A 22,689-nucleotide genomic window follows, 5' to 3' on the forward strand; every position below is an offset into this window, starting at 1 on the left:
ATCAGGCGGCGACCGATGCCGGCAGGGGCAGCGGGTATCGGCGTCGCAGCAGCACCCGCTGCACGAGGGTCCAGATGACGGTGACCGTGAGGTACAGCGCGGCCGCGAGGGGCACGAACGCCGCGAACACGGCGGTCAGATAGTGCAGCGCCCCGGTGACGCGCATCATCGTCGGGGAGTTCAGCGGCGAATCGCCCTCCATCGGGGTGGGGCGGAAGACACGGCGCGAGATCTCGGCCACACCGATCATCACGACGATCAGGGCTCCGAAGACCAGCAGAGTGCTCGGTGACGCGCTGCCGCTGAAGACCGCCGAGACGAGACTGGTGCCCAACGGCGCGCCGAACAGGTCGTGCGTGAGCAGGTCGTTCGGGTGCCCGGCGATCTCGGGGCGGAGGAACAGGGTGTACAGGATGCCGACGACGGGCGCCTGCGCGAGCACCGGCAGCATGCCCGCGAAGGGCGACGTGTTCTCGGAGCGGTACAGCTCGAGCATCTCCTTCTGCAGGCGTTCCGGGTTCTTCTTGTGGCGGCGCTGGAGCTCGCGCAGTCGGGGCGCGAGGCGCGCCCTCGTCTGCTCGGCTCTGGCCTGGGAGAACCCCACGGGAATCAGCAGGGCGCGCACGAGGAGGGTGACGAGCACCACGGCCAGGGCGGCGGCGGATGCTCCGGCAACGGGCTCGACGGCGGAGGAGAGTCCGGCGAGGGCGCCGTATGCGGCGTCGAGGAGGAGGGTCAGTGGAGGGAAGGCGAAGATGTCCATGCAGGTGTCCGTTCGTGTGGCGGGAGGGTCGGCGACGGCCGCGCAGTCCCGCACGAGGGCGGACTACACGGCGGCGGCGACTCCCGGCGCACGGGGGCGCGGATGACCGGCGGCATCAGGATCGCTCTGGGCGAGCAACGCGGACACGTCGATCGCCCTGAGCGGATGCGGTGCGCTGTTCGCGGACGGCGGCGCCAGGCTCAGCGCGACGACGATCGTCAGCGTCGCGAGGGCGACCAGGGCGATGGCGAGACCGAGGGCGGCCGCATCCGGCACGGCGACGATCCCGAGGGTGGCCGCGACGACGCCGAGCATCTGCCCGAACCACTCGCTCATGCGCGCCTCCTGAAGGCGAGCGTAGCACCGCGGGGATACCCTCGAGGCATGGCTGATCTTCGTGAGCTGCTCGGCATCGAGCATCCGATCCTCCTCGGTCCGTTCGGCGGACTCTCGTCGGTGGCGCTGACCGCGGCGGTGAGCGAGGCCGGCGGACTCGGCGGCTTCGGCCTCTACGGCTACGGTGCGGACCGCATCCGCTCGACCGTCGACGACCTGCGCGCGGCGACATCTCGGCCGTTCGCGCTGAACGTCTGGCTGCCCACCGGCGACGAGGTCGCACCCGGCCCGCAGCACACCGTCTTCGCGCAGGCGCTCGAGCCCTTCTACGAGGCCGTCGGACTCGAGGTGCCTGCGCGGCCGCAGGCCTACCTGCCCGCTCTCGAGGAGCAGCTCGACGCGATCTGGGAGGCCGCGCCCGCCGTGCTCAGCGTGGTGTTCGGAGTGCCGTCGCACGACGTGGTCGCCGAGGCGCACCGCCGCGGCATCCGCGTCGTGGGAGCGGCGACGACCGTCGCCGAGGCCGTCGCGCTCGCCGGTGCCGGAGTCGACGCCGTCGTCGCGACCGGACTCGAGGCGGGCGGCCATCGCGTGTCGTTCCTGCGCCGGGCCGAGGACTCCCTCGTCGGCGTGCTGGCGCTGGTGCCCCAGGTGGTCGATGCCGTGGACGTGCCGGTGATCGCCGCGGGCGGCATCTCCGACCGGCGAGGTGTGGCCGCGGCGTTCGCCCTCGGCGCGTCCGCGGTGCAGGTGGGGACGGCGTTCCTCACGACCGCGGAATCGGCGGTGAACGACGCGCATCGGGAGGCCATCCGCTCCACCTCCGCGGAGGAGACCGTGCTCACCCGTGCCATGAGCGGCCGTCTGGCCAGGGGCGCCCGCAACCGCGTCGTCCGTGCCATCGAGGCGAGCGGGACGATCGCTCCGTTCCCGATGCAGAACTGGCTCACCGGGCGGTTCCGCACCGCAGCGGGAGAGCAGGGCCTGGGCGAGCTGCAGTCGCTGTGGATGGGACAGGGTGCCCCGCTCGCGGACTATCCGACCGCCGCCGAGGCCTTCGCGGAGCTCGTCGCCGGAGTGCCGCCGAGGACGTGAATCGCAGGTCCTCCGACGAGGCTGAGCCTGACCGGCCGCTCAGGCTCAGGCTCTGACTCAGAGGATGACGGTGGAGCGGCCGTGCACGATCACGCGGTCCTCCGCATGCCACTGCACCGCGCGGGCGAGGACCTGCCGCTCGACGTCCGCGCCGCGGCTCTGCAGCTGCGCAGCCGACTCGGCGTGAGTCACGCGGGTCACGTCCTGCTCGATGATGGGGCCCTCGTCGAGGTCTGCCGTGGCGTAGTGCGCCGTCGCACCGATCAGCTTGACGCCGCGGTCCTTGGCCCTGGCGTACGGGTTCGCGCCGATGAACGCGGGCAGGAACGAGTGGTGGATGTTGATCACGGGAGCGCCGAGGCCCGTGATGAAGTCGTCGGTGAGGATCTGCATGTACCGCGCGAGCACCACCAGGTCGACGTTGCCGCGCAGCAGGTCGAGCTGGCGCTGCTCCATCGACTCCTTGTCGCCCGAGGGGATGTGCACGAAGGGCACGCCGAACGAGCGCACCGACTCGGCCAGGTCCGGGTGATTCGACACGACCATGGTGATGTCGATGTCGAGCTGGCCGCGCTGCGTGCGCCACAGCAGCTCGAGCAGGCAGTGGTCGTACTTCGAGACGAAGATCGCGACGCGCTTACGTCGGGCGGTGTCGTGCAGGGACCACTCCATGCCGAAACGCTCGGCGACCTGAGCGATGTCGGCCTCGAGCGCGGGGCGCGCCGCCGACAGGCCCGGGAGATGGATGACCGTGCGCTGGAAGAACCGACCGCCCTCGGAATCGGTCGAGTGCTGGTCGAGCGAGATGATGTTGGCGCCGTGGGTCGAGAGCACGCCGGCGACGGCGGCGACGATGCCTGGCTGGTCGTCGCAGGCGATGAGCAGGCGGGCGGTGTCGGGCTGAGACATGGGGGCTCCTCGAGGGGTGTGCATCGATTCTGCCGTGGATGCGACCACCGGGCGAATCGCGCCCCTACCCTGGAGGGATGCACGAGTCACGGGCGTCGGCGTCGCAGCTCCTCTCGCAGGCGCGGGATGCGCTCGTCGGAGCGCCGAAGGAGGGGCTGGGCGAGGAGCGCGACTCCCGCTGGCGCGGCCGGCGCATCGTCCGGGTCGGCGACGCCTGGCACCTCGGAGTGCTGCTGGTCACCGACACCCACGCCCTCGCGACGGCGGAGGTGCTGCGTGCGGCCGACCCCGGACGCCGCGGATACACTGCAGAGTCGGCACGGGATCGTGCGGAACGGCGGGCACTGGCGCTGCGGGGCGGATTCGATGAAGGAGCCGTCGCGCATGTCGGCTGGACGGTGGTCGACGTGGACGCGGTGGATGCCGGGGGGTCATCCGGTCCGCTCTCGACGATCGACGGGGTGGCCTCGGTGCGGTGGAGCACCGCCGGCGGATGGATGCCGTTGGAGGCATATCTGCGTGAGCGGATCGCTCTGCTGCAGGGCTGAGTCTCAGCCGAAGGTCTCCGCGAAGCGGCGCAGCAGGGCCGCGCCCTCCGTCACCGAGGCAGACAGAACCTGCCTCTGCACGATGTCGAATTCCTCGGGAGCGAAGTAGCCCGTGGTGCGATAGAACGTCATGCGGTCGGCGAAGTCCCGCGGTGTGGGTTCGGGGTGGAACTGCGCCGCGTAGAGATGCGAGCCGACCCGGTAGGCCTGCACCGGGCAGGTGTCGTTCGTCGCGAGGAGCACGGCGCCGTCGGGCAGGCGCACCGCGCTCTCCTTATGCGCGGTGAACACCGTCAGCGAGGGAGCGCTCGGGCCGAACACCGGGTCGGCGGCGCCTTCGTCTGTCGTCGAGATCACCGCGGCGCTGGCCGACTCGGGAGTGTCCGAGGTGACTTCGCCGCCGAGCATCCGGGTGACGACCCCGATGCTGAAGCAGGTGAAGAACGCGGCGATCTCCCGATCGATGGCCCGGCGGGCGATCTGCGCGAGATCGGCCTCGACCCGCAGCTGCACGGCGGACTTCTCGGTGTCGCTCACGTTGAAGGGCGAGCCGCCCACCACGACGCCGCTGTACCGGGCGAGGCGCGCGGGATCGAGACGCTCGGTGAGCAGGTCGAGCCGGTCGACGACGTCGACGTCGAGCGCCCGACGGAACGAGGCGTGCTCGGCGTCGGCCGCCCCGAGCTCGGGGCGCACACAGACGTAGAGAAGCGAGGCCACCACGAGAGTCTAACGACGAGGCGGAGGGCTCGACGTCGCGAGCCGACCGTGCACGGGGTGGGCCGGGTCTCAGCGCGAGGAGTTGGAGGTGCGTCCGCGCACGATCCCGACGAACGTGTCGACATCGGCGGTGGTGTGCTCGCGTCGCCAGGCGAGCGCTACCGTCGAGAGAGGCCCGTCGGTCAGCGGGCGGTGGTCGGCGTCCTTGCGCTTGTGCAGTCGCGCCAGCGAGAGCGGCACGATCAGGATGCCGGTTCCGGCGGCGGCGGTCGCCACGGCGTCGGACACCGGCATCGGGGCGAAACGGGGCGCCAGCGCCCCGGGGATATCCAGGGGCCCGAGCGGATCGTCGGACGGGACCATCACGATCTCACCGGCGAGGTCGGCGATGGTGAGCTCGTCGGCGGCGAGCAGGTGCGATTCGCGGGAGGCGATCACGACGGGGGTCTCGTCATAGAGGGCGATCACGTGCAGCTCGTCGCCGGCCAGCGGCAGGCGGACGAGAGCCGCATCGACGTCATCGAGAGCCGAGCGCTGATCGGCGACCTCGATCGTCACGAGCTCGAGCGGCACATGCGGCATCCGCTGCTTCCAGGCGTCGATCCACTTGCCGGGCGTCGCGCCGGGGACCATGCCGAGACGGAAGGTACGCGGCTCCTCGGGAGCGTCGACCGGCTCGTCGAACACGACCTTCGCGGTCTTCTTCGGGGGCTTGGGCGGCGGGAACCGCTGGGCGGGTGCCGCTCTGTTGCGGCGCACCGGAGAGCCCTTCCCGGCGCGTCCCGCCGGTCGTCGTCCCTGAGTCGCCATGTGATTCAGGGTACCCGCCCGATCGGCGGGCGGCGGGCCGGGCTCAGGCCGCGAGCCACAGGCCCTTCGGGTCGGTCGCCACGGTGAGACCCGCCGCGACCGTCTCGTCGTCGCCGATGCGCGCGCCGCGTACGATCCGCGCACCCGCCCCGACCTCGGTGCGGACGCCGATGTGCGCGCCGTCTCCGACGGCGGCACCCTGGCCGATGTGTGCGTGCGCGTCGACGTGCGCACCCTCGCCGATCACGGCATCCGGTTCGATCCAGGCGCCACGGGCGACGGTGGCACCGGCGCCGATGCGTGCGCCGGGCTCGATGTACGCGCCTGCCTCGATGTGCGCCTTCGGATGGACCTTCGCGCCGTGTGCGACGAGACCTCGACCGTTCGCGTGCTTGCGGTAGCGCAGCGTGGCTCCCTGGTCGTTCTCGATGTCGACGTAGTTCTTTCCCACGATTCCTCCCCGTGTTCCGGAGTTCTCCGGATATATCAATAACCACGGGTGGGCCCGGTTCATTCCCGAGAATGGATGCGGGTCATCTCTGACAGTTCGGACACCAGAAGGTGATGCGCTCACGAGTGGGATCGGCACCCTGTTCACCGCGTCTGATGAGTGTTCCGCAGCGACGACAGGGGCGTCCGGACCGCCCGTAGACCCAGGTGCCCTGACCGGGTCGGTCGACACCTGTGAACGTCCGGTGCCGTCGATCCCGGTTCACGCGGATCGTCCGCACGCCGAGCTCGATCAGGGCGGCGACATCGACCTCCGGTGCCGGGGTGGTGGGCAGGATTCCGCGCAGGAACAGGAGTTCTGCCGCATACTCGTTGCCGAAGCCCGCGACGTTGCGCTGGTCGAGCAGGGCCACGTGGATGCTGCGGGTGTCGGCGGCGACCCGTCGAACGGCCTCCGCGGCATCCCAGTCCGGGCCGAGCGGATCGGGGCCGAGGTGTCCGACCAGCTCCTCCTCGTCGCGCGTGGGCACCAGCTCGATCTCCGCGAGGTCGATGCCGACGGCCTCCTGCTGTGCCGTCCCGACGATGGCGCGCACCTTGAAGGCGGGGTGCCGCCATCTCTCGCCCGCGCTGTACACGAGCCAGGCGCCGTCCATGCGCAGATGGGAATGCAGCGTGCTGTCACCGATGCGCAGCAGCAGATGCTTGCCGCGCGCCACGGAGGAGACGATGGGCTGGCCGGTCAGATCAGCGGTCGCGAAGCGGGGGACGCGCAGATCGAAGCGCGTCACCTCGCCGCCGACCAGGGCCTCCTCGAGGCGTCTGGCGGCGCGGAAGACGGTATCGCCCTCGGGCATCAGCCGGTGACCGTGGGGAGCGGAGTGCGCTGCAGCATCGTGCGCGCCAGCGTCGTGGCTCCGGCGACCGCGGCGGGCATGACGGCGACGGCACCGCCGGGGATCAGGAAGCACAGCTGCGTCGCGACGCCGAACCCGAGGACCCGCGCTCTGCTTCCGCGGAACAGGGCGGCACGGTCGGCCGGGCTGAGATCGCGCGCGTCGAAGGCGCGACCGGTGAGCTCGCGTGCGAGCATGCGCCCCGACAGCACGACTCCGGAGACCGGACCCAGGAACCCGCCGAGCAGCGGGACGAGCCCGAGCAGCAGCACCAGGATCGCGATCAGGATGCCGAGCAGGACGAGGCGGATGCCCTCGCCGACCGCCGTCCAGAAACCGCCGCCGTCGGCGGGCGGCGGATCACCGAGGTCGATCTCGACCGCACGCCAGATCCGCTGATAGAACGGGTCGCCGATCGCCAGGGCGAGAGCGCTGAACACGGCGCTCGCGAGCGCGAGCGCCGCCGCGAAGACGACGACGCCGACCGCGAGGCGCAGCACCGTGCGCCACTCCGGGGCCCAGCCGTCGGCGAAAGGGGTCAGGGCGTCGGAGACGACAGGGAGCGAGAGGGCGAGCGGCACGAGCCCCGCCAGCAGCACGATCGCGGCGATCACGCCGGGCACGAGGCCGAGCGCCATGAGGCCGGGTCGGCGACGCCACGTGCCGAAGCCGCGCAGGAGCAGGCGGACGCCTTCGGCGAATTCGCGGATCATGGACCCAGCCTAGGAGCACTCGACACGGCAGCCGTCAGATCGCCTTGCGCAGTGTGTAGCCGCGGGGAGTCGCCACGAAACCCGCCTCCTGGAGGGCCACCGCGAGGTCGGTGCCGTAGACGCCGTCGCCGTTGACCTTCTCGACCGTGAGCGTGTCGAGGCGGCGTGCCCTGGCGGTCGCGGACAGATCCGAGGCCGCGGCCCGCAGCACGTCGGTGTCGTCGGAGAAGCACAGCACGGTGCGCCCGCCCCGTTCCAGGTAGAGCACGAGCGAGCCGTCGACGAGCACGACCAGGCCGCCGGCCTTGCGACCCGGCCGATGCGACACCTCATCGCGCTTGGGCCACCCGAGCGCGGCGCCGTAGGGGTTCGCCGGGTCGGTGGCCGCCAGGGTCACCGCGGCGCGCGGAGGCGGGTCGGCGAGACCGGCGAAGGTGCGCAGACGGTCGACGGTCGCCGAGGCGGCGAACTGCGCGGCACCCAGCTTCTCGATCACGTACCCGCGACGGCAGTGCCCCGCCTCCTCGAACCCGGCGAGCACGCGATAGGTCTGAGCGAATCCCCCGGGCACGCCCTCGGCCTGCACGGCACCGCGGGTGACGACGCCGTAACGGTCCAGCAGCAGCCCGGCGGTCACGGTCGCCCTCCGCGCCGCATCCGTCTCGACCGCGGGCAGCAGCGACCACCGCCCGCCGACGGAGCTGGGGCGGGGCGTCGTGGTGCGCGTCAGCGACATCCCCCGGTAGGTGCGGGTGCGCGGCGCGCGCCGAGTGACGCGGTGGGCCTGCGAGCCGCCGGCCAGCAGCGAGCGGATCGGGGCGAAGGTGTCGTTGGTGACCCGGCCAGACCAGGTCAGGTTCCACAGCGCCTCGAGCACCGACTGCTCGTTGTCGGCGGCGACCATGTCTCTGAGCTGACCCGCGAAGTACGCGCCGCCGGCGCCGAGGGCGTCGAGCACCCGCGCCTCGAGGGAGTCGGCGGCGAGCTCGTCGTCGGGTTCGGGCAGAGTGAAAGGGGCCAGGTCGGCAGGATGCAGCGACACCCACCCGTCGCGACCGGGAAGCGTACCGTGTCCCGACCAGATGACCTCGCCCGCCGCAGTGAGCTCGTCGAGCAGAGCGGGGGAGTAGTCCCGCACCCGGGAGGGGAGCACGAGCGATTCCCACGCGCTCGCCGGGATCGGCACCCCCGCGAACTGCTCGATCACGGCGAGGACCCCGTCGATCCCCTCGAGAGGGCGGCCGAGGTGCTGCCAGTCGGGCAGGAACCGCGCGAACGCCTCCGGAGACACGGGTTCGACGCTTCCGCGGATGGCGGCGAGCGAGCGCATCCGCAGGCGGCGCAGCACCTCGCTGTCGCACCATTCGGTCTCGTCCCCCGAAGCGGTCCCTGAGCCCGGCGAAGGGTCGGGCAGGAAGAAGCCGCTCGTGAGCCTGCCTGCGTGCTCGAGGCGCTGCAGCGTGTGCCGGGCGACAGCCGCGCCCAGACCGAACCTCGTCGCGACCGCGGTCGTCGTGAACGGACCGTGGGTGCGTGCGTAGCGGGCGATGAGGTCGCCGAGCGGATCGGCGAGCGGCTCGAGGAAGGCGACGGGGATCCCCGTCGGCAGGGCGGCGCCGAGCGCGTCGCGCAGCCGCCCCGCGTCTTCGATCGCGGCGACCCTCGTGGTGCCGGCGACGGTGACCGGGATCGCCCGTCGTGCCGAGACCAGCGCGTCGAGATGCTCCGTCGCCGAGCCGGTCTCGGGGTCGAGGCGCGCGTCGATCTCTGCGGCATCCATCGGGCCGAGCATGCGCAGCAGATCGGCCACCCCCTCGAGTCCGCGCGCCCGACGCTCGGGATCGAGGCGCTGGGCCTCTCGCTCGAACTGCGCGATCACCTCGGGGTCGAGCAGCTCGCGGAGCTCGACCGTGCCGAGCAGTTCGCCCAGCAGCGCCGGGTCGACCGAGAGGGCCGCAGCCCGGCGCTCGGCGAGCGGGGAGTCGCCCTCGTACATGAACGCGCCGACGTAGCCGAACAGCAGATCACGGGCGTACGGCGACGGCTGCGCGGGCTGCGTCTCGACGAGCCGGATGCGCCGATCGGCGATCGAGACCGCGAGTCGGCGCAGCGACGGCAGGTCGTAGACGTCCTGCAGCACCTCGCGCAGCGTCTCGAGGATCACCGGGAACGTCGGGTGGCGCCTGGCGACCTCCAGCAGCTGCGCGGAGCGCTGACGCTGCTGCCACAGCGGTGTGCGCTTGTTCGGGTTCATGCGCGGCATCAGCAGGGCTCGGGCGGCGCACTCGCGGAATCTCGACGCGAACAGCGCGGATCCGCCGACCTCCTGGGTGACCAGCTGTTCGAGCTCGTCGGGGTCGAACACGAAGAGCTCGGCTCCTGGGGGCTCCGCCTCGGCATCCGGGATGCGCACGATGATGCCGTCATCGCTCGCCACGGCGGATCCCTCGACGCCGAGGCGCTCGCGGATGCGCGCGTTGATCGCCAGAGCCCACGGCGCATGCACCTTCATGCCGTAGGGGGAATGGAGGATGACCCGCCAATCCCCGACCTCGTCGCGACCGCGCTCGACCGTGAGCGTGCGGTCGGTGGGCAGCGTGCCCGTCGCCTCCCGCTGCTCGGTGAGATGGGCCATCAGGTTCATCCTCGCCTGCTCGTCGAGCCCGGCCTCGATGAGTCGCTGGGCGGCCTTCTCGGGCGTCGCCGCCGACACCTCCCGTGAGAACCGGCCCAGTGCCTCGCCCAGCTCGAACGGCCGGCCGATGCCGTCGCCGTGCCAGAAGGGCACCTTGCCCGGCTGCCCGTACGCGGGGATCACGTTGACCCGGTCGTGGGTGATCTCGGCGATGCGCCAGCTCGTCGTGCCCAGGGTGAACACGTCGCCGACGCGCGACTCGTAGACCATCTCCTCATCGAGCTCGCCCACACGGGCGCCCGTCGATTCGCCCGCGACGAACACGCCGAACAGCCCGCGGTCGGGGATCGTGCCGCCGCTCGTCACGGCGATGCGCTGCGCGCCGGGGCGACCGGTCAGGGTGCCCGCGTCGCGATCCCAGACGAGGCGCGGTCGCAGCTCGGCGAACTCGTCGGAGGGGAAACGCCCGGCGAGCAGGTCGAGGGTCGCCTCGTAGGCCGAGCGGGGCAGCGACTGGAACGGCGCCGAGCGGCGAACGGTCTCGAACCACTCCTCGACGCTGATCTCGCCGAGCGCGCAGGCCGCCACGGTCTGCTGCGCGAGGATGTCGAGCGGATTGCGGGGCACCTGGATCGCTTCGATCTTGCCGGCCAGCATGCGCTCGGTGACGATCGCGGTGTGCAGCACGTCGCCGCGATGCTTGGGGAAGAGCGCCGCACGGCTGATCTCGCCGACCTGGTGGCCCGCGCGTCCGACGCGCTGCAGTCCCGAGGCCGCCGACGGCGGAGCCTCGACCTGGATCACCAGATCGACCGCGCCCATGTCGATGCCGAGCTCGAGGCTGCTCGTCGCGACCACGCAGCGGAGGATGCCGGACTTCAGCTCCTCCTCGACCTGCGCGCGCTGCTCCTTCGACACCGAACCGTGGTGCGCCTTGGCCAGCACGGGGTCGGCGCCGGCCGTGGCGCCCGCCTGCGCCATCATCGCGGCGGGCACGCTCGCGTCGGGCAGCGCGACGCCGATGCGCTCCGAGTAGATCTCGTTCAGTCGGCCCGTCAGGCGCTCGGCCAGCCGTCGGGAGTTGGAGAAGACGATGGTCGACTTGTTCTCGAGGATGCGGTCGACGATCGCCTCCTCGACGTGCGGCCACACCGAGCCCGTGACCTCCGTGTACTCCGCGTCGGCGCCGTCTCCGGCATCCTTCGGCGCACCGGGGGGAGGAGGGGGGTTGGTCATGTCGTCCATCGGGACGACGACGCCCAGCTCGAACGTCTTCGACGCCGGTGGCGCGACGATCTCGACGGGGGCGGCCCCGCCGAGGAAGCGCGCGACCTCGTCGATCGGGCGCACCGTCGCCGACAGGCCGATGCGCTGCGCCGGCTCGTCGTGGCCGTGCGAGCGGCGGAGCGCGTCGAGGCGCTCGAGGCTGACGGCGAGGTGGGCGCCGCGCTTCGTCGCGGCGACCGCGTGCACCTCGTCGATGATCACGGTGTGCACGTCGCGCAGCGTCTCGCCCGCCCGGCTCGTGAGCATCAGGTAGAGCGACTCGGGAGTCGTGATGAGGATGTCGGGAGGGTCGGAGACCAGCTTGCGCCGATCGCTCGAGGTCGTGTCGCCCGAGCGCACACCGACCGTGACCGCGGGGGCGGCGAGACCCAGTCGACGAGCCGACTGCCCGATCCCGATGAGGGGCGAGCGCAGGTTGCGCTCGACGTCGACGCCCAGCGCCTTCAAGGGCGAGATGTAGAGGATGCGCGTGCGCGACGTGCCGTCCTTCGAGGACGCGTCCTTCGTGATCGCGGCCTTCGAAGTCGCGGCCTTCGAGGTCGTGACCGCCGCCGGGGCGCCCGCGCCGCGTTCGCGGAACACGCTGTCGATCGCCCACAGGAACGCCGAGAGGGTCTTACCCGACCCGGTCGGAGCGACCACGAGCGCGTGCTTGCGCGCCGAGATGGCCGTCCACGCGCCGGCCTGCGCGGGAGTGGGTGCGGGAAAAGCCCCCCGGAACCAGTCCTGCGTGGCGGGGGTGAAACGGTCGAGCACGTCGCTCATCCCTCCATCATCACCCCGGCCACCGACATCGGGCTCGCCATTGTCCGTGGCCTGGCGCATCCTGTATGCATGGCGTCGCACACCACGAACTACCTGAGCACCTTCATCGAGGTCGCCGAGGACTGCCCGGTCGATCATGCCGAAGAGCCGCCCGTGGGCGATACGCCGACGATCGCCGCGCTGCACTACCGGCTGATCGCCGAAGAGCCCTACGGTCGCACCTCCGATGACGTCCTCTTCGCGACGCACGCACTGCGTCGTGGCATCGCTCTCGACGACACCGCGGCGCGCGACGCGTTCTTCTCGACGGGGCAGCCGTGTCTGCGCTCCTCACCGCTCGGCAAACGCTACGGCTGGGGGATCGATCACGACGCCGAGGGCCGTGTGGCCCTGGTGCCGCGCGAATCCGACGACTATGCGCTGCGCGCGGCCGACCCCGCGATCGCCCATACCAGGGCGATGCGGAGTCGGCGCGCATGAGGTCACCGCTCGGCGAGTGAGCCGTCGGGCAGGATCTCGAGAGTGAGATCGAGCCCGAGATGGCGCAGGAACGCGTCGTCGTGGCTCACGACGAGCACGGCGCCGCGATACGCGCGCAGAGCGTCGACCAGTTGATCGACGGTGTCGATGTCGAGGTTGTTCGTCGGTTCGTCGAGGACCACGAGGTGCGGCGGGGGATCGGCGAGCAGCAGCGATGCCAACGCCACGCGGAAGCGCTCGCCGCCGGACAGCGCGGCGACCGGTCTCTCGGCGGTCGCCCCTCGGATCAGGAACCTCGCGAGTCGGTTGCGCAGCTCCTTCTCGGGCACCTGCGGAGCGGCGTCCGCGATGTTCGCGAACACCGACCGGCCCTCGTCGAGCCCGTCGACCCGCTGCGGCAGATAGCCGACGCGATCGGTGAGCGCGGTCGCCGTCAACGCCGGTCGTTCCGCATTCAGCAGGGAATCGTCGAGAGCATCCGCCGCGCCGTGAGTCGGACGGATCGGCGGCATCTGTGCTGAATTCCGAACACGCACACCAGCACCAACACCGCCACCAACGCCACCGGCATCCGCTACCAGCCGCTCGAGCAGCGTCGTCTTGCCTGCGCCGTTTCGCCCCACCAGCGCGACGCGGTCGGGGCCCTGGATGATCCACGACCGCTCCCCGTCGCCGAGCGCGGCGATCCGTCGGCTGCGGGAGACATCGGGGTCGGGAAGCTCGATCTTCATCGATGCGTCCGCGCGCAGCCGCCGCCCCGCCTCGTCGAGTGCCGCGCGGGCGGCATCCTCCTTCGCGCCGACCTCGGTGCGCAGTCTCCCCGCCGAGACCTCGGCGGACATCCTGCGTCCGTGGGCGACGATCTTCGGCACCCGTTTCTCGATCTCGGCCCTCTTCGCGGTGCGGGCGCGGTGCGCGAGCTTCACCTCCGCCTCGATGCGCTGGCGCTTCTCCTTGCGGAACTCCTGCTTGGCCGTGACCTCGGCCTGTCGCGCGGCCTCCTGCTCGGCATCCAACCAGGCGCGCCACTGGGAGTACGGACCGCCGAACACGCTCAGCGTGCGGCCGTAGAGCTCGGCGGTGTCGTCCATGAGCTCGAGCAGCGACAGGTCGTGGCTCACCACGATCAGTGTGCCCTTCCATGAGGCGATCATGGCCGCGAGCCTCGATCTGGCCTCACGGTCGAGGTTGTTGGTGGGCTCGTCGAGCAGCGTGATCGGCGCACGCCGCAGTCGGATGCCGGCGATCGCGACCAGCACGGCCTCGCCGCCCGAGAGCTCCCCGACCGTGCGGTCGAGGACGTCGGGCGAGAGGCCGGCCTCGGCGAGCGACACCTCGGCGCGCGCTTCGATGTCCCAGTCGTCGGCCACCGTGTCGAAGTGCGACGGGTCGACGTCACCGGAACCGATCGCGCGCACCGCATCGAGCGCGTCGGCGACGCCGAGGAGCTCGGCGACCCTGCGGCCGGTGTCCAGCGTGAGCTGCTGCGGGAGATAGGCGACGTCGCCCGACGTCGTGAGCGACCCGGAGGTCGGGCTCAGCTCGCCGGCGATCAGGCGCAGCAGGGTGGACTTCCCTGCGCCGTTGCGGCCGACGAGGCCGGTGCGCCCTGCGCCGAAGGATCCGGAGACGGCGTCGAGAGCGACCGTGCCGTCGGGCCAGGCGAAAGAGAGCCGGTCGAGGGTGACCGACGAATGAAGAGCGGAGAATGACATGGTGTCTCCTGTCGAGTGCGAGGGTGCACTGACACCGGGCGCCCGCAGGGTCCCGCCGGAGCGGGATGCCGTCGCGAAGACGGTGGGCGTGGTCTGCCGTGGAGTCGGCGATCGTCGGGTCAGCGCGCGGAAGAAGAGGCGCGGAAACGACGGATCAGATCAAAGGACTTCCAGACACGGCGGACAGGACTCCACGACGATACCCGGGCGTGTCGCGGCGGCGCAACCCCGGGCGTGTCGGATTCGGGGATCTCGCTCCGAGGAGTCCCGGGTCTCGCTCGGATCGCTCCGGGGTCGCTCCGCGGTCACGCCTGAGCGGCTCGCTCCAGCCACTTCGAGAGGAAGGCGTGGACGTCGCGCAGCTCGTCGTCGGAGATGCTGTGCGTGAGGCCGGTGTACACGCGGCCCGACAGCTCGGAGTGCGCGGGGAGCCACTGCGCCGTGTGGGCGACACGCGCCTCGGGGATCACCTGGTCGTTGGTGCCGCGGCCCCAGAAGACGTGGGGCTTGCGCCGGGTCAGCGCCTCGTCGTGCGGCAGGTCTCCCGCGGCGACGTAGCCGCTGAGCGCCACGACCGTGTCGACGCGGTCGGGGTCGAGGCGCATGGCCTGCAACGCCACGGCGGCTCCCTGCGAGAACCCGAGCAGGGCGACGCCGGAGGCATCGGCCGCGGTCTCGTCGAGCCAGCGCAGGAACGCCTCCGCAGCGGTGGTGACGGATTCCGGACTGCGGCCGTCGAGACCCTCGATGGCGTACCACGAGCGTCCGGGCATCGGCCACGGGGGAGCGAGCGGGGCGGCGACGGATGCCAGGGCGATGCCCTCGGGCAGATACGGCGCGAGGCCGAACAGGTCGTTCTCGTCGGCGCCGTAGCCGTGCAGCAGCACCAGCAGCGGCATCCCCGCCCGGTCGGGCACGGACCAGCGCGTGAGGGTGTCGTCGATCGTCAGTGCTTCGCTCACGACCCCATCCTGCCAGGGGGTCCGGACACCCGCTCGGGCGTCGGGTGGATCGTATGCCGATCCGCCGGGTGAAGTCCGTGTCGCCCCGAGGGCGCTGCTGGTAGAAAGGACACATGGCTGTCCGCACACCTGACCCCGAACCCGAACCCGACGACGGGATGGACGACTTCGGAGATGCGAAGCCGCCGGCGCGCGACACGAACCCCGGGTGGCTGAGCGAGTTCGAGCTGGCGGAGGCGCGACGCCACCTGCCCATGATCTACGTCGAGGCGATCCCGGTGCGCACCGACGGGTCGGGGCAGGTCACGGAGATCGGGATCCTGCTGCGCTCGACCCCGATGGGCGAGATGACGCGCACGATCGTGTCGGGGCGCGTGCGGTTCGGTGAGACGATCCGCGATGCGCTCTTCCGCCACGTCGAGAACGATCTCGGGCCCATGGCCTTCCCGCTGCTCCCCCCGCAGCCGCTGCCGTTCACGGTCGCCGAGTACTTCCCCATGCCGGGGGTGAGCGCGTATCACGACGACCGGCAGCACGCCGTCTCGCTGGCGTTCGTCGTTCCGGTGACGGGCACCTGCGAACCCCGCCAGGACGCTCTCGAGGTCACCTGGTTCTCGCCGGAGGCCGCGGGCTCCGATGCCGTCGCCGCCGAGATGGAGGGTGGTCGGGGGACCCTCATCCGTCAGGCTCTGGCCAACCTCGGTCTGCTGCGCTGACGAGGGCTGCTGCGCTGCCAAAGGCCGCTGCGCTGACGAGGGCTGCCGCTCCGAAAATTAGCGGGCGGTGAGGCGCGCGAGCTCGGCGACGAACTCGTCGACGTCGGACTCCTCGGTGTCGAAGCCGCACATCCAGCGGACCTCGTTGCGTGCGGCATCCCAGTCGTAGAAGCGGAACTTCTCGCGCAGCAGATCGGCGACGCCGTCGGGGAGCTGTGCGAACACGCCGTTCGCGTGGGTCGGCTGGGTGAACGAGACCCCGTCGATCGTGCCGTCGGCGATGCCCGCCTCGATCGCGCCGCGCAGTCGCTGCGCCATCGCGTTCGCATGCCGGGCGTTGCGCAGCCACAGGTCGCCCTCGAGAAGCGCGATGAGCTGGGCCGAGACGAAGCGCATCTTCGACGACAGCTGCATGTTGAACTTGCGCGAGTACTGCAGCCCGTCCGATGCCTCGGGGTTCAGCACCACGATGGCCTCGCCGAGCATCGCGCCGTTCTTCGTGCCTCCGAAGCTGAGCACGTCGACGCCGGCGTCGCGGGTGAACGCGCGCAGCGGCAGATCGAGGGCGGCCGCGGCGTTGGAGATGCGGGCGCCGTCGAGGTGCAGCCGCATCCCCCGCTCGTGCGCGTGGTCGGCGAGCGCGCGGATCTCGTCGACCGAGTAGACGGTGCCGAGCTCGGTCGACTGCGTGATCGAGACGACGAGCGGCTGCGCGCGGTGCTCGTCGCCCCATCCCCACGCCTCCCGGTCGACGATCTCGGGCGTGAGCTTGCCGTCGTCGGTGGGCACCGCGAGGATCTTGAACCCGCCGATCTTCTCGGGTGCCCCGCCCTCGTCGACGTTGATGTGCGCGCTGGCCGCGGCGATCACGGCACCCCATCGCGGCAGCATCGACTGCAGTCCGGTGACGTTCGCCCCCGTGCCGTTGAACACGGGGAAGGCCTGGACGCCCTCGCCGAAGTGCGTGTGGAAGACCTCCTGCAGGCGCGCGGTGTAGGCGTCCTCGCCGTATGCCACCTGATGGCCGCCGTTCGCCGCCGCGATGGCCGCGAGGACCTCGGGGTGGACGCCGGAGTAGTTGTCGCTGGCGAAGCCGCGGACCGCGGGGTCATGCTGAATAGTCACCCCCCAAGCCTACGGGGGCATTCCGGCTCCGCGGATCGTGCAGGGACTACCGGATGTCGGAGGTCGGGCCTACCCTCGGCATCATGGCTCGCACCGCAGCGAAGACGGCCTTCGCGAACGTCCTCGTCAACACGCTGGTCGCCAACGTGACGACGAGCTTCCTGTGGTTCGCGCTCACGTTCTGGGTCTACATCGAGACGCAGTCGGTGCTGGCGACCGGCATCATCGGCGGCGCCTACATGCTCTTCATCGCCTTCTTCGCCATGATCTTCGGCACCATCGTCGACCGCCACCGCAAGCACACGGTCATGGTGCTCTCGAGCGTCGTCTCAGCTCTCGCGTTCCTGGTCGCCGGCGCGCTCTACGTCTGGCAGTCCGAGGCGGTGCTGCTCGACCTCGGGGGCCCGTGGTTCTGGATCTTCTCGGTGATCATCCTCTTCGGCGGGGTCATCGAGCAGCTGCGCAACATCGCGCTCTCGACGACGGTGACGCTGCTGGTCCCCGAAGAGCGGCGCGCCAACGCCAACGGGCTCGTCGGCACGGTGCAGGGGCTCGCCTTCCTGGTCACCAGCGTGTTCTCGGGTCTGTCCATCGGCTTCCTCGGCATGGGGTGGACGCTCGGGATCGCGATCGCCGCGATGGTGCTGACCGTGGTGCACCTGCTGTTCATCCGCATCCCCGAGCAGGCTCCCACTCCCGACCCCGAGGCGAAGAGCGCGCTGGACTTCCGCGGCAGCGTCGCCGCGATCCGGCTCGCCCCCGGGCTCTTCGCGCTGATCATCTTCTCGACGTTCAACAACCTCATAGGCGGCGTCTACATGGCGCTGATGGACCCGTACGGCCTGACGCTCTTCGACGCCCAGACGTGGGGGTTCGCGCTCGCGTTCGCCTCGACCGGATTCATCATCGGCGGCGGACTCGTGGCGAAGTTCGGCCTGGGGCCGAAGCCGATGCGCACCCTGCTGTTCGTCGTGATCGCGATGGGCCTGCTCGGGTCGGTGTTCATGCTGCGGGAATGGTGGCCGCTGTACGTGATCGGCATGTGGGTGTACATGGCGCTCGTGCCCCCGGTCGAGGCCGCGGAGCAGACCGTCATCCAGAAGGTGGTGCGCTACGACCGACAGGGACGCGTGTTCGGCGTCGCTGCGGCGATGGAGGCCGCCGCCGCCCCGATCACCGCGTTCCTGATCGCGCCGATCGCCGAGTTCCTGATCATCCCCTACATGAAGACGGCCGACGGCCAGCGCCGGTGGGAGTGGCTGCTCGGCGAGGGAGATGCGCGCGGGATCGCCCTGATCTGCCTGTTCGCCGGCCTCGTGATGGTGGTCGTCGGGGTTCTCGCGTTCTTCACGAGGTCGTACCGCACGCTCACGGAGCTCTACGCGAATGCGCCGGTGCAGGATCCCGGCGGCGAGGATGGTGCGAGCGACGAGAGTCCTCCCGATGCTCCCGCCCCGGTGCGGGGTTCGCCGCCGGAGATGCCTGAATTCCGGCGCTAGCGGCGACCGGGAGCGCGGTCAGTCGAGGGGGAGGATCTGGTCGTTGAGGTCGGCGGCATCGGCGTCCCAGAGAGACAGCACCCGCGGGACGAGCGCGTCGGGATCCAGCGCCTTCGCGCGGAACACCAGGGATGCCGCGCGAAGCGGCTCTCCGGCATCGCGGGCCGCCTTGGCGAAGCCCTGCGCCACCGCGCGTGCCCAGGCCTCGCTCGCGGCCTTCACCGCGGCGTAGTTCGCACCGCCCGCGAGCGGGCGTCCCACTGCGGTCGACGACACGATCGCGAAGCGACCGGCATCCGATGTCCGCAGCGCCGCGTCGAACGCCCGGCTGGTGGCCCGTACCGCGTCGAGAGCGGGAAGAAGGGCCCGGAAGTCGTCGTCGGACTGCCCGGCGAGACCACCGCCTCCGCGCCAGCCGCCCACGAGAGGGATCACCGCGTCGACCGCACCGAGACGCGTCGAGAGGGCGGTCATCGACTCCAGCGAGGTCGCGTCCGACGTCTCGACCTCCGCGCCGGCCTCCCGCAGCGGGGCGAGTCGGTCCGCCGAGCGGCCGGTCGCGATGACGCGGGCGCCGGCATTTGCGAGGGCGCGGGCGAGGGCGAGGCCGGAGGCGCTGGTCGCTCCGGCGAGGACGATCGTGCGATCGGTGACGCTCATGTGCTCAACTCTCGTGAAGGAACGGATTCTCCGGAAGGAACAGTTCTGCGGCCACCCCCGAGAGGAATGGCCGCAGACACTGCGTCCGGTCGCACCACACGACCGGACCCCAGAAATGCGCTGTTCGAGTCAGGCGTCGCTGCCCCGGATGCCGACGGTCGACTCGATGACCGGCTTCATCTTCTTGTCGAGGGCTTCGAAGAACATGGACAGGGGGAACTCGTCGTCCAGGACCGCGTCGGTGAACCCCTTCGGGGCTCCCGCGAGGATCTCGTCGGGCAGGCCGCGCGCCCACTGCGAGGCGGGGTGCGGGGTGAGGACGCCGCGCACGAGGTCGTACGCGGCGAGCCAGTGCGACGTCTTGGGGCGGTCGATCGAGCGCCAGTAGAGCTCGTCGATCGCATCGCCCAGTGCGACCACGGCGTCGGGCACGGCGGCCCAGTCGAACGCGAGAGCGGTGTCGGTCCAGTGCAGCACCCCGCGCTGGTGCAGCCACGCGAACAGCAGCTGGCCTCCGAGACCGTCGTAGTTGCGCACGCGCGAGCCGGTGATGGCGAAGCGGAAGATGCGGTCGAAGATCACCGCGTACTGCACGAGCCCCGCGTGCTCGCGCATCTCCTGCTCGGAGAGCGAGAGATCCTCGCCGGCCTCGGAACGGGCGTCGAGCGTGCGCTCGATCCGCACGGACTCGCGGAACGCGGTCAGATCGCAGCGCAGCTCCTCGAGGGAATACAGGAAGAACGGCATCCGCTGCTTGATCATGAACGGGTCGAACGGAAGATCGCCCCGCATGTGCGTGCGGTCGTGGATGATGTCCCACATCACGAACGCGCGCTCGGTCAGCGCCTGGTCGTCGAGCATCGCCGCGGCGCGCTCGGGAAGATCGAGCTTGGTGATCTCCGCGGCGGCCCGCGTGACGCGGCGGTAGCGTGCGGCCTCGCGATCCTGGAAGATCGCGCCCCAGGTGAACGACGGGATCTCGCGCATCGCGACGGTCTCGGGGAACAGCACGGCCGAGTTCGTGTCGTAGCCGGGCGTGAAGTCGACCAGGCGCAGCGAGACGAACAGCTTGTTGCCGTAGTCGCCCGCTTCGAGGGCGGCGATGAACTCGGGCCAGATCGTCTCGACGATGAGCGCCTCGACGAGGCGATCGCTCGATCCGTTCTGCGTGTACATCGGGAAGACGACGAGGTGGCGGATGCCGTCGATGCGATGCTGCTGCGGCTGGAAGGCCATCAGCGAGTCGAGGAAGTCCGGCACGGCGAAGTCCGTCGCCACCCAGCGCTCGAAGTCGGCCACGGAGGCGGCGAGGTACTCGGCGTCATGCGGGAAGGCGGGGGTCAGAGCGCGGATGCCCGCGGTGATCGCGCCGACCAGGTCGCGGGCCGCGGCGTGGTGCGCGGCATCCGGGATCGAGCCGTCCTTGATCTGCATCTCGCGGAGGGCGATGGCCGCGTCCTTGAGCTGGGCCCAGGCGGCGCTCTGCTCGGCGACCCGAGCGTCTTCGACGACCTCGGGTTCGCCGACGATGGCCTGTGCAGCGGAGCTGTTGGCGGAAATGATGGACATCGGGACCTCCGATCGGAGAGTTTGACGGAAAGATTCCGGTCATTACGGAATCCTGACGATAATCTTACATACATGGATGATTCTGTCGACCGCGCGATCCTCGCCGAGATCTCCCGTGACGGCCGGGCGACGCTCGCCCACCTGTCGGATGCCGTCGGACTCTCGGTCTCCGCCGTGCAGTCACGACTGCGGCGGCTGGAGACCCGCGGTGTGATCAGCGGATATCGCGCCATCCTCGATCCCGAGCTGGTCGGGACCCCGCTGTCGGCCTTCATCGAGATCACTCCGCTCGACCCGGCGCAGCCCGACAACGCCCCCGAGCTGCTCGAGCACCTCGTCGCGATCGAGGCCTGCCATTCCATCGCGGGTGACGCGAGCTACATGCTGTTCGTGCGTGTCGCCTCACCGCGGGCACTGGAGGAACTGGTCCGTGACATCCGGCTCGCGGCGAACGTCAGCACCCGCACCACGGTCGTGCTGCAGACGTACTACGAGCATCGGCCGATCATCGCGGTCGCCCCTGACGTCTCCGCGTAGCCGACGGGCGTCCTGGGCGACGATCGTCATCTTGCCACTATGTCACATAGTGTCTAAAGTCACTATGTGACTAATTCCGATCGATCGACGACTCCCACGACCGCTCGCCCCGGTGTGCGTGCAGCGACGGGAGCGATGAGGCGCCTGGCCCGCGACATCGTCGCCATCATCCAAGAGCACCGACGCGCCTTCCTTGTCCTGAATCTCGCGTACGTCGGCATGTTCGGCATCGGGATCCTCGCCACCGCGCTGGTCCCCGAGCTGCGACCGGGTGGCCTGGGTGCGCTGCAGGCGGAGCCCGGCACGGGCGGACTCGGAACGGTGATCGGCGACGCGTACCGCAGTGGCAGCATCGCGATCGCTGCCGTGGTGACCTTCGCCGTCAACCTCGTGTCCGCATCGCTGCTGCAGACAACGGTTCCGTCCCTCGTGATCCCGTTCCTGGGAGTCGCGGCGACGCTGGCTCGGGGCCTCTCCTGGGGTGTGCTCTTCACTCCCTTCGGCGCCGAGGATCCGACGTTCCTGGTCCACTGGGTGACCCTCGCGATCGAGGGCGCGGCCTACGTCGTCGTCGGTTTCGCCGCGTGGGTGCATGGACGCAGGTTTCTGCAGCCGCAGCGCCACGGCTTCGAGACGCGAAGGGCCGGATATGTGGGCGGCCTCGTGGCGACGCTGAAGCTCTACGTGCTCGTGATCGTGCTGCTCATCCTCGGCGCGCTGTACGAGGCCGTCACCGTGATCCACCTCATCGCGTGAATCGCGATGCCTGGTACCGTCGCGGAGTGACAGAGATGCGGATGCCGATCGATCTGCGTCGCAACCCCGACGCCAGACTGCAGGTGTCGCGCATCGCCGCCGAGCTGTTCTGGCGTGACGGCGTCGCAGCGACCCGCGGCGAGGACATCGCCGCTGCCGCGGGGATCGCAACGCGGACGCTGTGGCGGTACTTCCGCTCGAAGGAGTCATGCGTCGAGCCGATCCTCGCGCAGCTCGGCCGACGTTTCTCCACGGTGCTCCGCGCCTGGCCGCTCGAGATCGGACTCGCGGACTACCTGGAGGCGGCGAGCGTCCCGGGCCCCACCGACTTCTCGGCGGACGACATCGCGGCGATGCGCATCGTCGTGATGGGATTCGACGAGCCGGCGCTGCGCAGCGCGTGGCTCATGGTCTGCGATGAGGCCGAGCGCGAGGCGGCAGCCGTCTTCGCTCCTCGGCTCGGGCTGTCGGCCGATGCGGACGCCGCGCGTCAGGTGGCGGCGTCGATCTCGGGGGCGATTCGCGCGCAGAGCGATGCGATGAGCCGCGACTACGTCACCTCGGGAATCGTTCCGCGCAGCGAGGACGTACTCGAGCAGCTGGTCACCGCGATCGTGGACGCGAGCAACGGGCGTGTCGGGCCGGCCGTCTGAGGCCTCGACCGTCGCCGCGACATTCGCGACGCGCGCGGGTGGCTGCGCGCAGGGGGTGCGCGATGTCGGATGCCTGGGGCATCATGATCG

Annotated in this window: 22 protein-coding genes; 8 read left to right on the forward strand and 14 right to left on the reverse strand. The window is 70.6% G+C overall.

Annotated features, from left to right (window positions below):
* Position 1: 1 nt before the first annotated feature.
* Together FQ142_RS04775 and FQ142_RS04780 are read right to left on the reverse strand one after the other, a co-directional pair.
* Positions 2 to 763: a YidC/Oxa1 family membrane protein insertase gene (locus tag FQ142_RS04775; protein ID WP_149422444.1), complete on the reverse strand. Its 762-nt coding sequence runs from the start codon at positions 761 to 763 to the stop codon at positions 2 to 4.
* Positions 764 to 826: 63 nt separating this feature from the next.
* Entirely contained in the window at positions 827 to 1,099 is a 273-nt protein-coding gene (locus tag FQ142_RS04780) for a DUF6412 domain-containing protein (protein WP_149422445.1), read from the reverse strand.
* A gap of 48 nt (positions 1,100 to 1,147) precedes the next feature.
* Between FQ142_RS04780 and FQ142_RS04785 the strand changes: the two genes are divergently transcribed.
* A complete protein-coding gene (locus tag FQ142_RS04785; RefSeq protein WP_149422446.1) occupies positions 1,148 to 2,194 on the forward strand; it encodes an NAD(P)H-dependent flavin oxidoreductase in 1,047 nt (348 codons plus the stop codon).
* Between the two features lie 57 nt (positions 2,195 to 2,251).
* Here FQ142_RS04785 and purU read toward each other — a convergent pair whose 3' ends face one another.
* A complete protein-coding gene (gene purU, locus FQ142_RS04790; protein WP_056419764.1) occupies positions 2,252 to 3,103 on the reverse strand; it encodes a formyltetrahydrofolate deformylase in 852 nt (283 codons plus the stop codon).
* Between the two features lie 77 nt (positions 3,104 to 3,180).
* Here purU and FQ142_RS04795 point away from each other — a divergent pair, with 77 nt between their 5' ends.
* Complete coding sequence (locus FQ142_RS04795) at positions 3,181 to 3,651, forward strand: glutaminase (protein ID WP_149422447.1); 471 nt, start codon at positions 3,181 to 3,183, stop codon at positions 3,649 to 3,651.
* Between the two features lie 3 nt (positions 3,652 to 3,654).
* Here the strand turns inward: FQ142_RS04795 and FQ142_RS04800 are convergent, their stop codons facing one another.
* The 6 genes from FQ142_RS04800 to FQ142_RS04825 form a co-directional block, all read right to left on the reverse strand.
* On the reverse strand, positions 3,655 to 4,371 hold the full coding sequence (locus FQ142_RS04800) for a glutamine amidotransferase-related protein (RefSeq protein ID WP_149422448.1): 717 nt from the start codon (positions 4,369 to 4,371) through the stop codon (positions 3,655 to 3,657).
* A 69-nt stretch (positions 4,372 to 4,440) separates the two neighbouring features.
* The gene (locus FQ142_RS04805) at positions 4,441 to 5,181 is read right to left on the reverse strand and encodes a LysR substrate-binding domain-containing protein (protein WP_188042309.1); all 741 of its coding nucleotides are present in this window, start codon (positions 5,179 to 5,181) and stop codon (positions 4,441 to 4,443) included.
* 43 nt (positions 5,182 to 5,224) lie between these two features.
* On the reverse strand, positions 5,225 to 5,632 hold the full coding sequence (locus FQ142_RS04810; RefSeq protein WP_045253907.1) for a DapH/DapD/GlmU-related protein: 408 nt from the start codon (positions 5,630 to 5,632) through the stop codon (positions 5,225 to 5,227).
* An 82-nt stretch (positions 5,633 to 5,714) separates the two neighbouring features.
* Positions 5,715 to 6,488, reverse strand: coding sequence for a DNA-formamidopyrimidine glycosylase family protein (locus tag FQ142_RS04815; RefSeq protein ID WP_149422449.1), 774 nt, complete (start codon positions 6,486 to 6,488; stop codon positions 5,715 to 5,717).
* A complete protein-coding gene (locus FQ142_RS04820; RefSeq protein ID WP_149422450.1) occupies positions 6,488 to 7,240 on the reverse strand; it encodes an EI24 domain-containing protein in 753 nt (250 codons plus the stop codon). The genes FQ142_RS04815 and FQ142_RS04820 overlap by 1 nt, the downstream gene beginning before the upstream one ends.
* A gap of 34 nt (positions 7,241 to 7,274) precedes the next feature.
* Complete coding sequence (locus FQ142_RS04825) at positions 7,275 to 11,927, reverse strand: ATP-dependent helicase (RefSeq protein ID WP_149422451.1); 4,653 nt, start codon at positions 11,925 to 11,927, stop codon at positions 7,275 to 7,277.
* A 69-nt stretch (positions 11,928 to 11,996) separates the two neighbouring features.
* Here FQ142_RS04825 and FQ142_RS04830 point away from each other — a divergent pair, with 69 nt between their 5' ends.
* On the forward strand, positions 11,997 to 12,407 hold the full coding sequence (locus tag FQ142_RS04830) for a DUF6157 family protein (RefSeq protein ID WP_056419790.1): 411 nt from the start codon (positions 11,997 to 11,999) through the stop codon (positions 12,405 to 12,407).
* A gap of 2 nt (positions 12,408 to 12,409) precedes the next feature.
* Here FQ142_RS04830 and FQ142_RS04835 read toward each other — a convergent pair whose 3' ends face one another.
* Positions 12,410 to 14,122 (reverse strand): ABC-F family ATP-binding cassette domain-containing protein, encoded by a 1,713-nt coding sequence (locus tag FQ142_RS04835; protein ID WP_149422452.1) that lies wholly within the window; start codon positions 14,120 to 14,122, stop codon positions 12,410 to 12,412.
* Between the two features lie 305 nt (positions 14,123 to 14,427).
* Positions 14,428 to 15,084 carry an alpha/beta hydrolase gene (locus FQ142_RS04840; protein WP_262492057.1) on the reverse strand — a complete coding sequence of 219 codons (657 nt, stop codon included), beginning with the start codon at positions 15,082 to 15,084 and terminating at the stop codon, positions 14,428 to 14,430.
* A 113-nt stretch (positions 15,085 to 15,197) separates the two neighbouring features.
* On the opposite strand from FQ142_RS04840, the gene FQ142_RS04845 reads away from it, so the two are divergent.
* Positions 15,198 to 15,800: a DUF4916 domain-containing protein gene (locus tag FQ142_RS04845; RefSeq protein ID WP_045253901.1), complete on the forward strand. Its 603-nt coding sequence runs from the start codon at positions 15,198 to 15,200 to the stop codon at positions 15,798 to 15,800.
* Positions 15,801 to 15,857: 57 nt separating this feature from the next.
* Here FQ142_RS04845 and FQ142_RS04850 read toward each other — a convergent pair whose 3' ends face one another.
* Positions 15,858 to 16,925 carry a threonine aldolase family protein gene (locus FQ142_RS04850; RefSeq protein WP_149422453.1) on the reverse strand — a complete coding sequence of 356 codons (1,068 nt, stop codon included), beginning with the start codon at positions 16,923 to 16,925 and terminating at the stop codon, positions 15,858 to 15,860.
* 83 nt (positions 16,926 to 17,008) lie between these two features.
* Between FQ142_RS04850 and FQ142_RS04855 the strand changes: the two genes are divergently transcribed.
* On the forward strand, positions 17,009 to 18,424 hold the full coding sequence (locus FQ142_RS04855) for an MFS transporter (RefSeq protein WP_149422454.1): 1,416 nt from the start codon (positions 17,009 to 17,011) through the stop codon (positions 18,422 to 18,424).
* An 18-nt stretch (positions 18,425 to 18,442) separates the two neighbouring features.
* Here FQ142_RS04855 and FQ142_RS04860 read toward each other — a convergent pair whose 3' ends face one another.
* Entirely contained in the window at positions 18,443 to 19,084 is a 642-nt protein-coding gene (locus FQ142_RS04860; protein ID WP_149422455.1) for an SDR family NAD(P)-dependent oxidoreductase, read from the reverse strand.
* 129 nt (positions 19,085 to 19,213) lie between these two features.
* Positions 19,214 to 20,653, reverse strand: coding sequence for a DUF6421 family protein (locus FQ142_RS04865; RefSeq protein WP_149422456.1), 1,440 nt, complete (start codon positions 20,651 to 20,653; stop codon positions 19,214 to 19,216).
* Between the two features lie 72 nt (positions 20,654 to 20,725).
* On the opposite strand from FQ142_RS04865, the gene FQ142_RS04870 reads away from it, so the two are divergent.
* The 3 genes from FQ142_RS04870 (at position 20,726) to FQ142_RS04880 (ending at position 22,599) form a co-directional block, all read left to right on the forward strand.
* Positions 20,726 to 21,190 (forward strand): Lrp/AsnC family transcriptional regulator, encoded by a 465-nt coding sequence (locus FQ142_RS04870; RefSeq protein ID WP_056419812.1) that lies wholly within the window; start codon positions 20,726 to 20,728, stop codon positions 21,188 to 21,190.
* 66 nt (positions 21,191 to 21,256) lie between these two features.
* Positions 21,257 to 21,946 carry a hypothetical protein gene (locus FQ142_RS04875; protein WP_149422457.1) on the forward strand — a complete coding sequence of 230 codons (690 nt, stop codon included), beginning with the start codon at positions 21,257 to 21,259 and terminating at the stop codon, positions 21,944 to 21,946.
* 35 nt (positions 21,947 to 21,981) lie between these two features.
* Positions 21,982 to 22,599, forward strand: a complete 618-nt coding sequence (locus FQ142_RS04880; protein ID WP_262492072.1) for a TetR/AcrR family transcriptional regulator — start codon at positions 21,982 to 21,984, stop codon at positions 22,597 to 22,599.
* Positions 22,600 to 22,689 lie beyond the last annotated feature (90 nt).

Origin of the sequence: Microbacterium sp. ANT_H45B (assembly GCF_008369345.1) — a bacterium.
GTDB lineage: Bacteria > Actinomycetota > Actinomycetes > Actinomycetales > Microbacteriaceae > Microbacterium.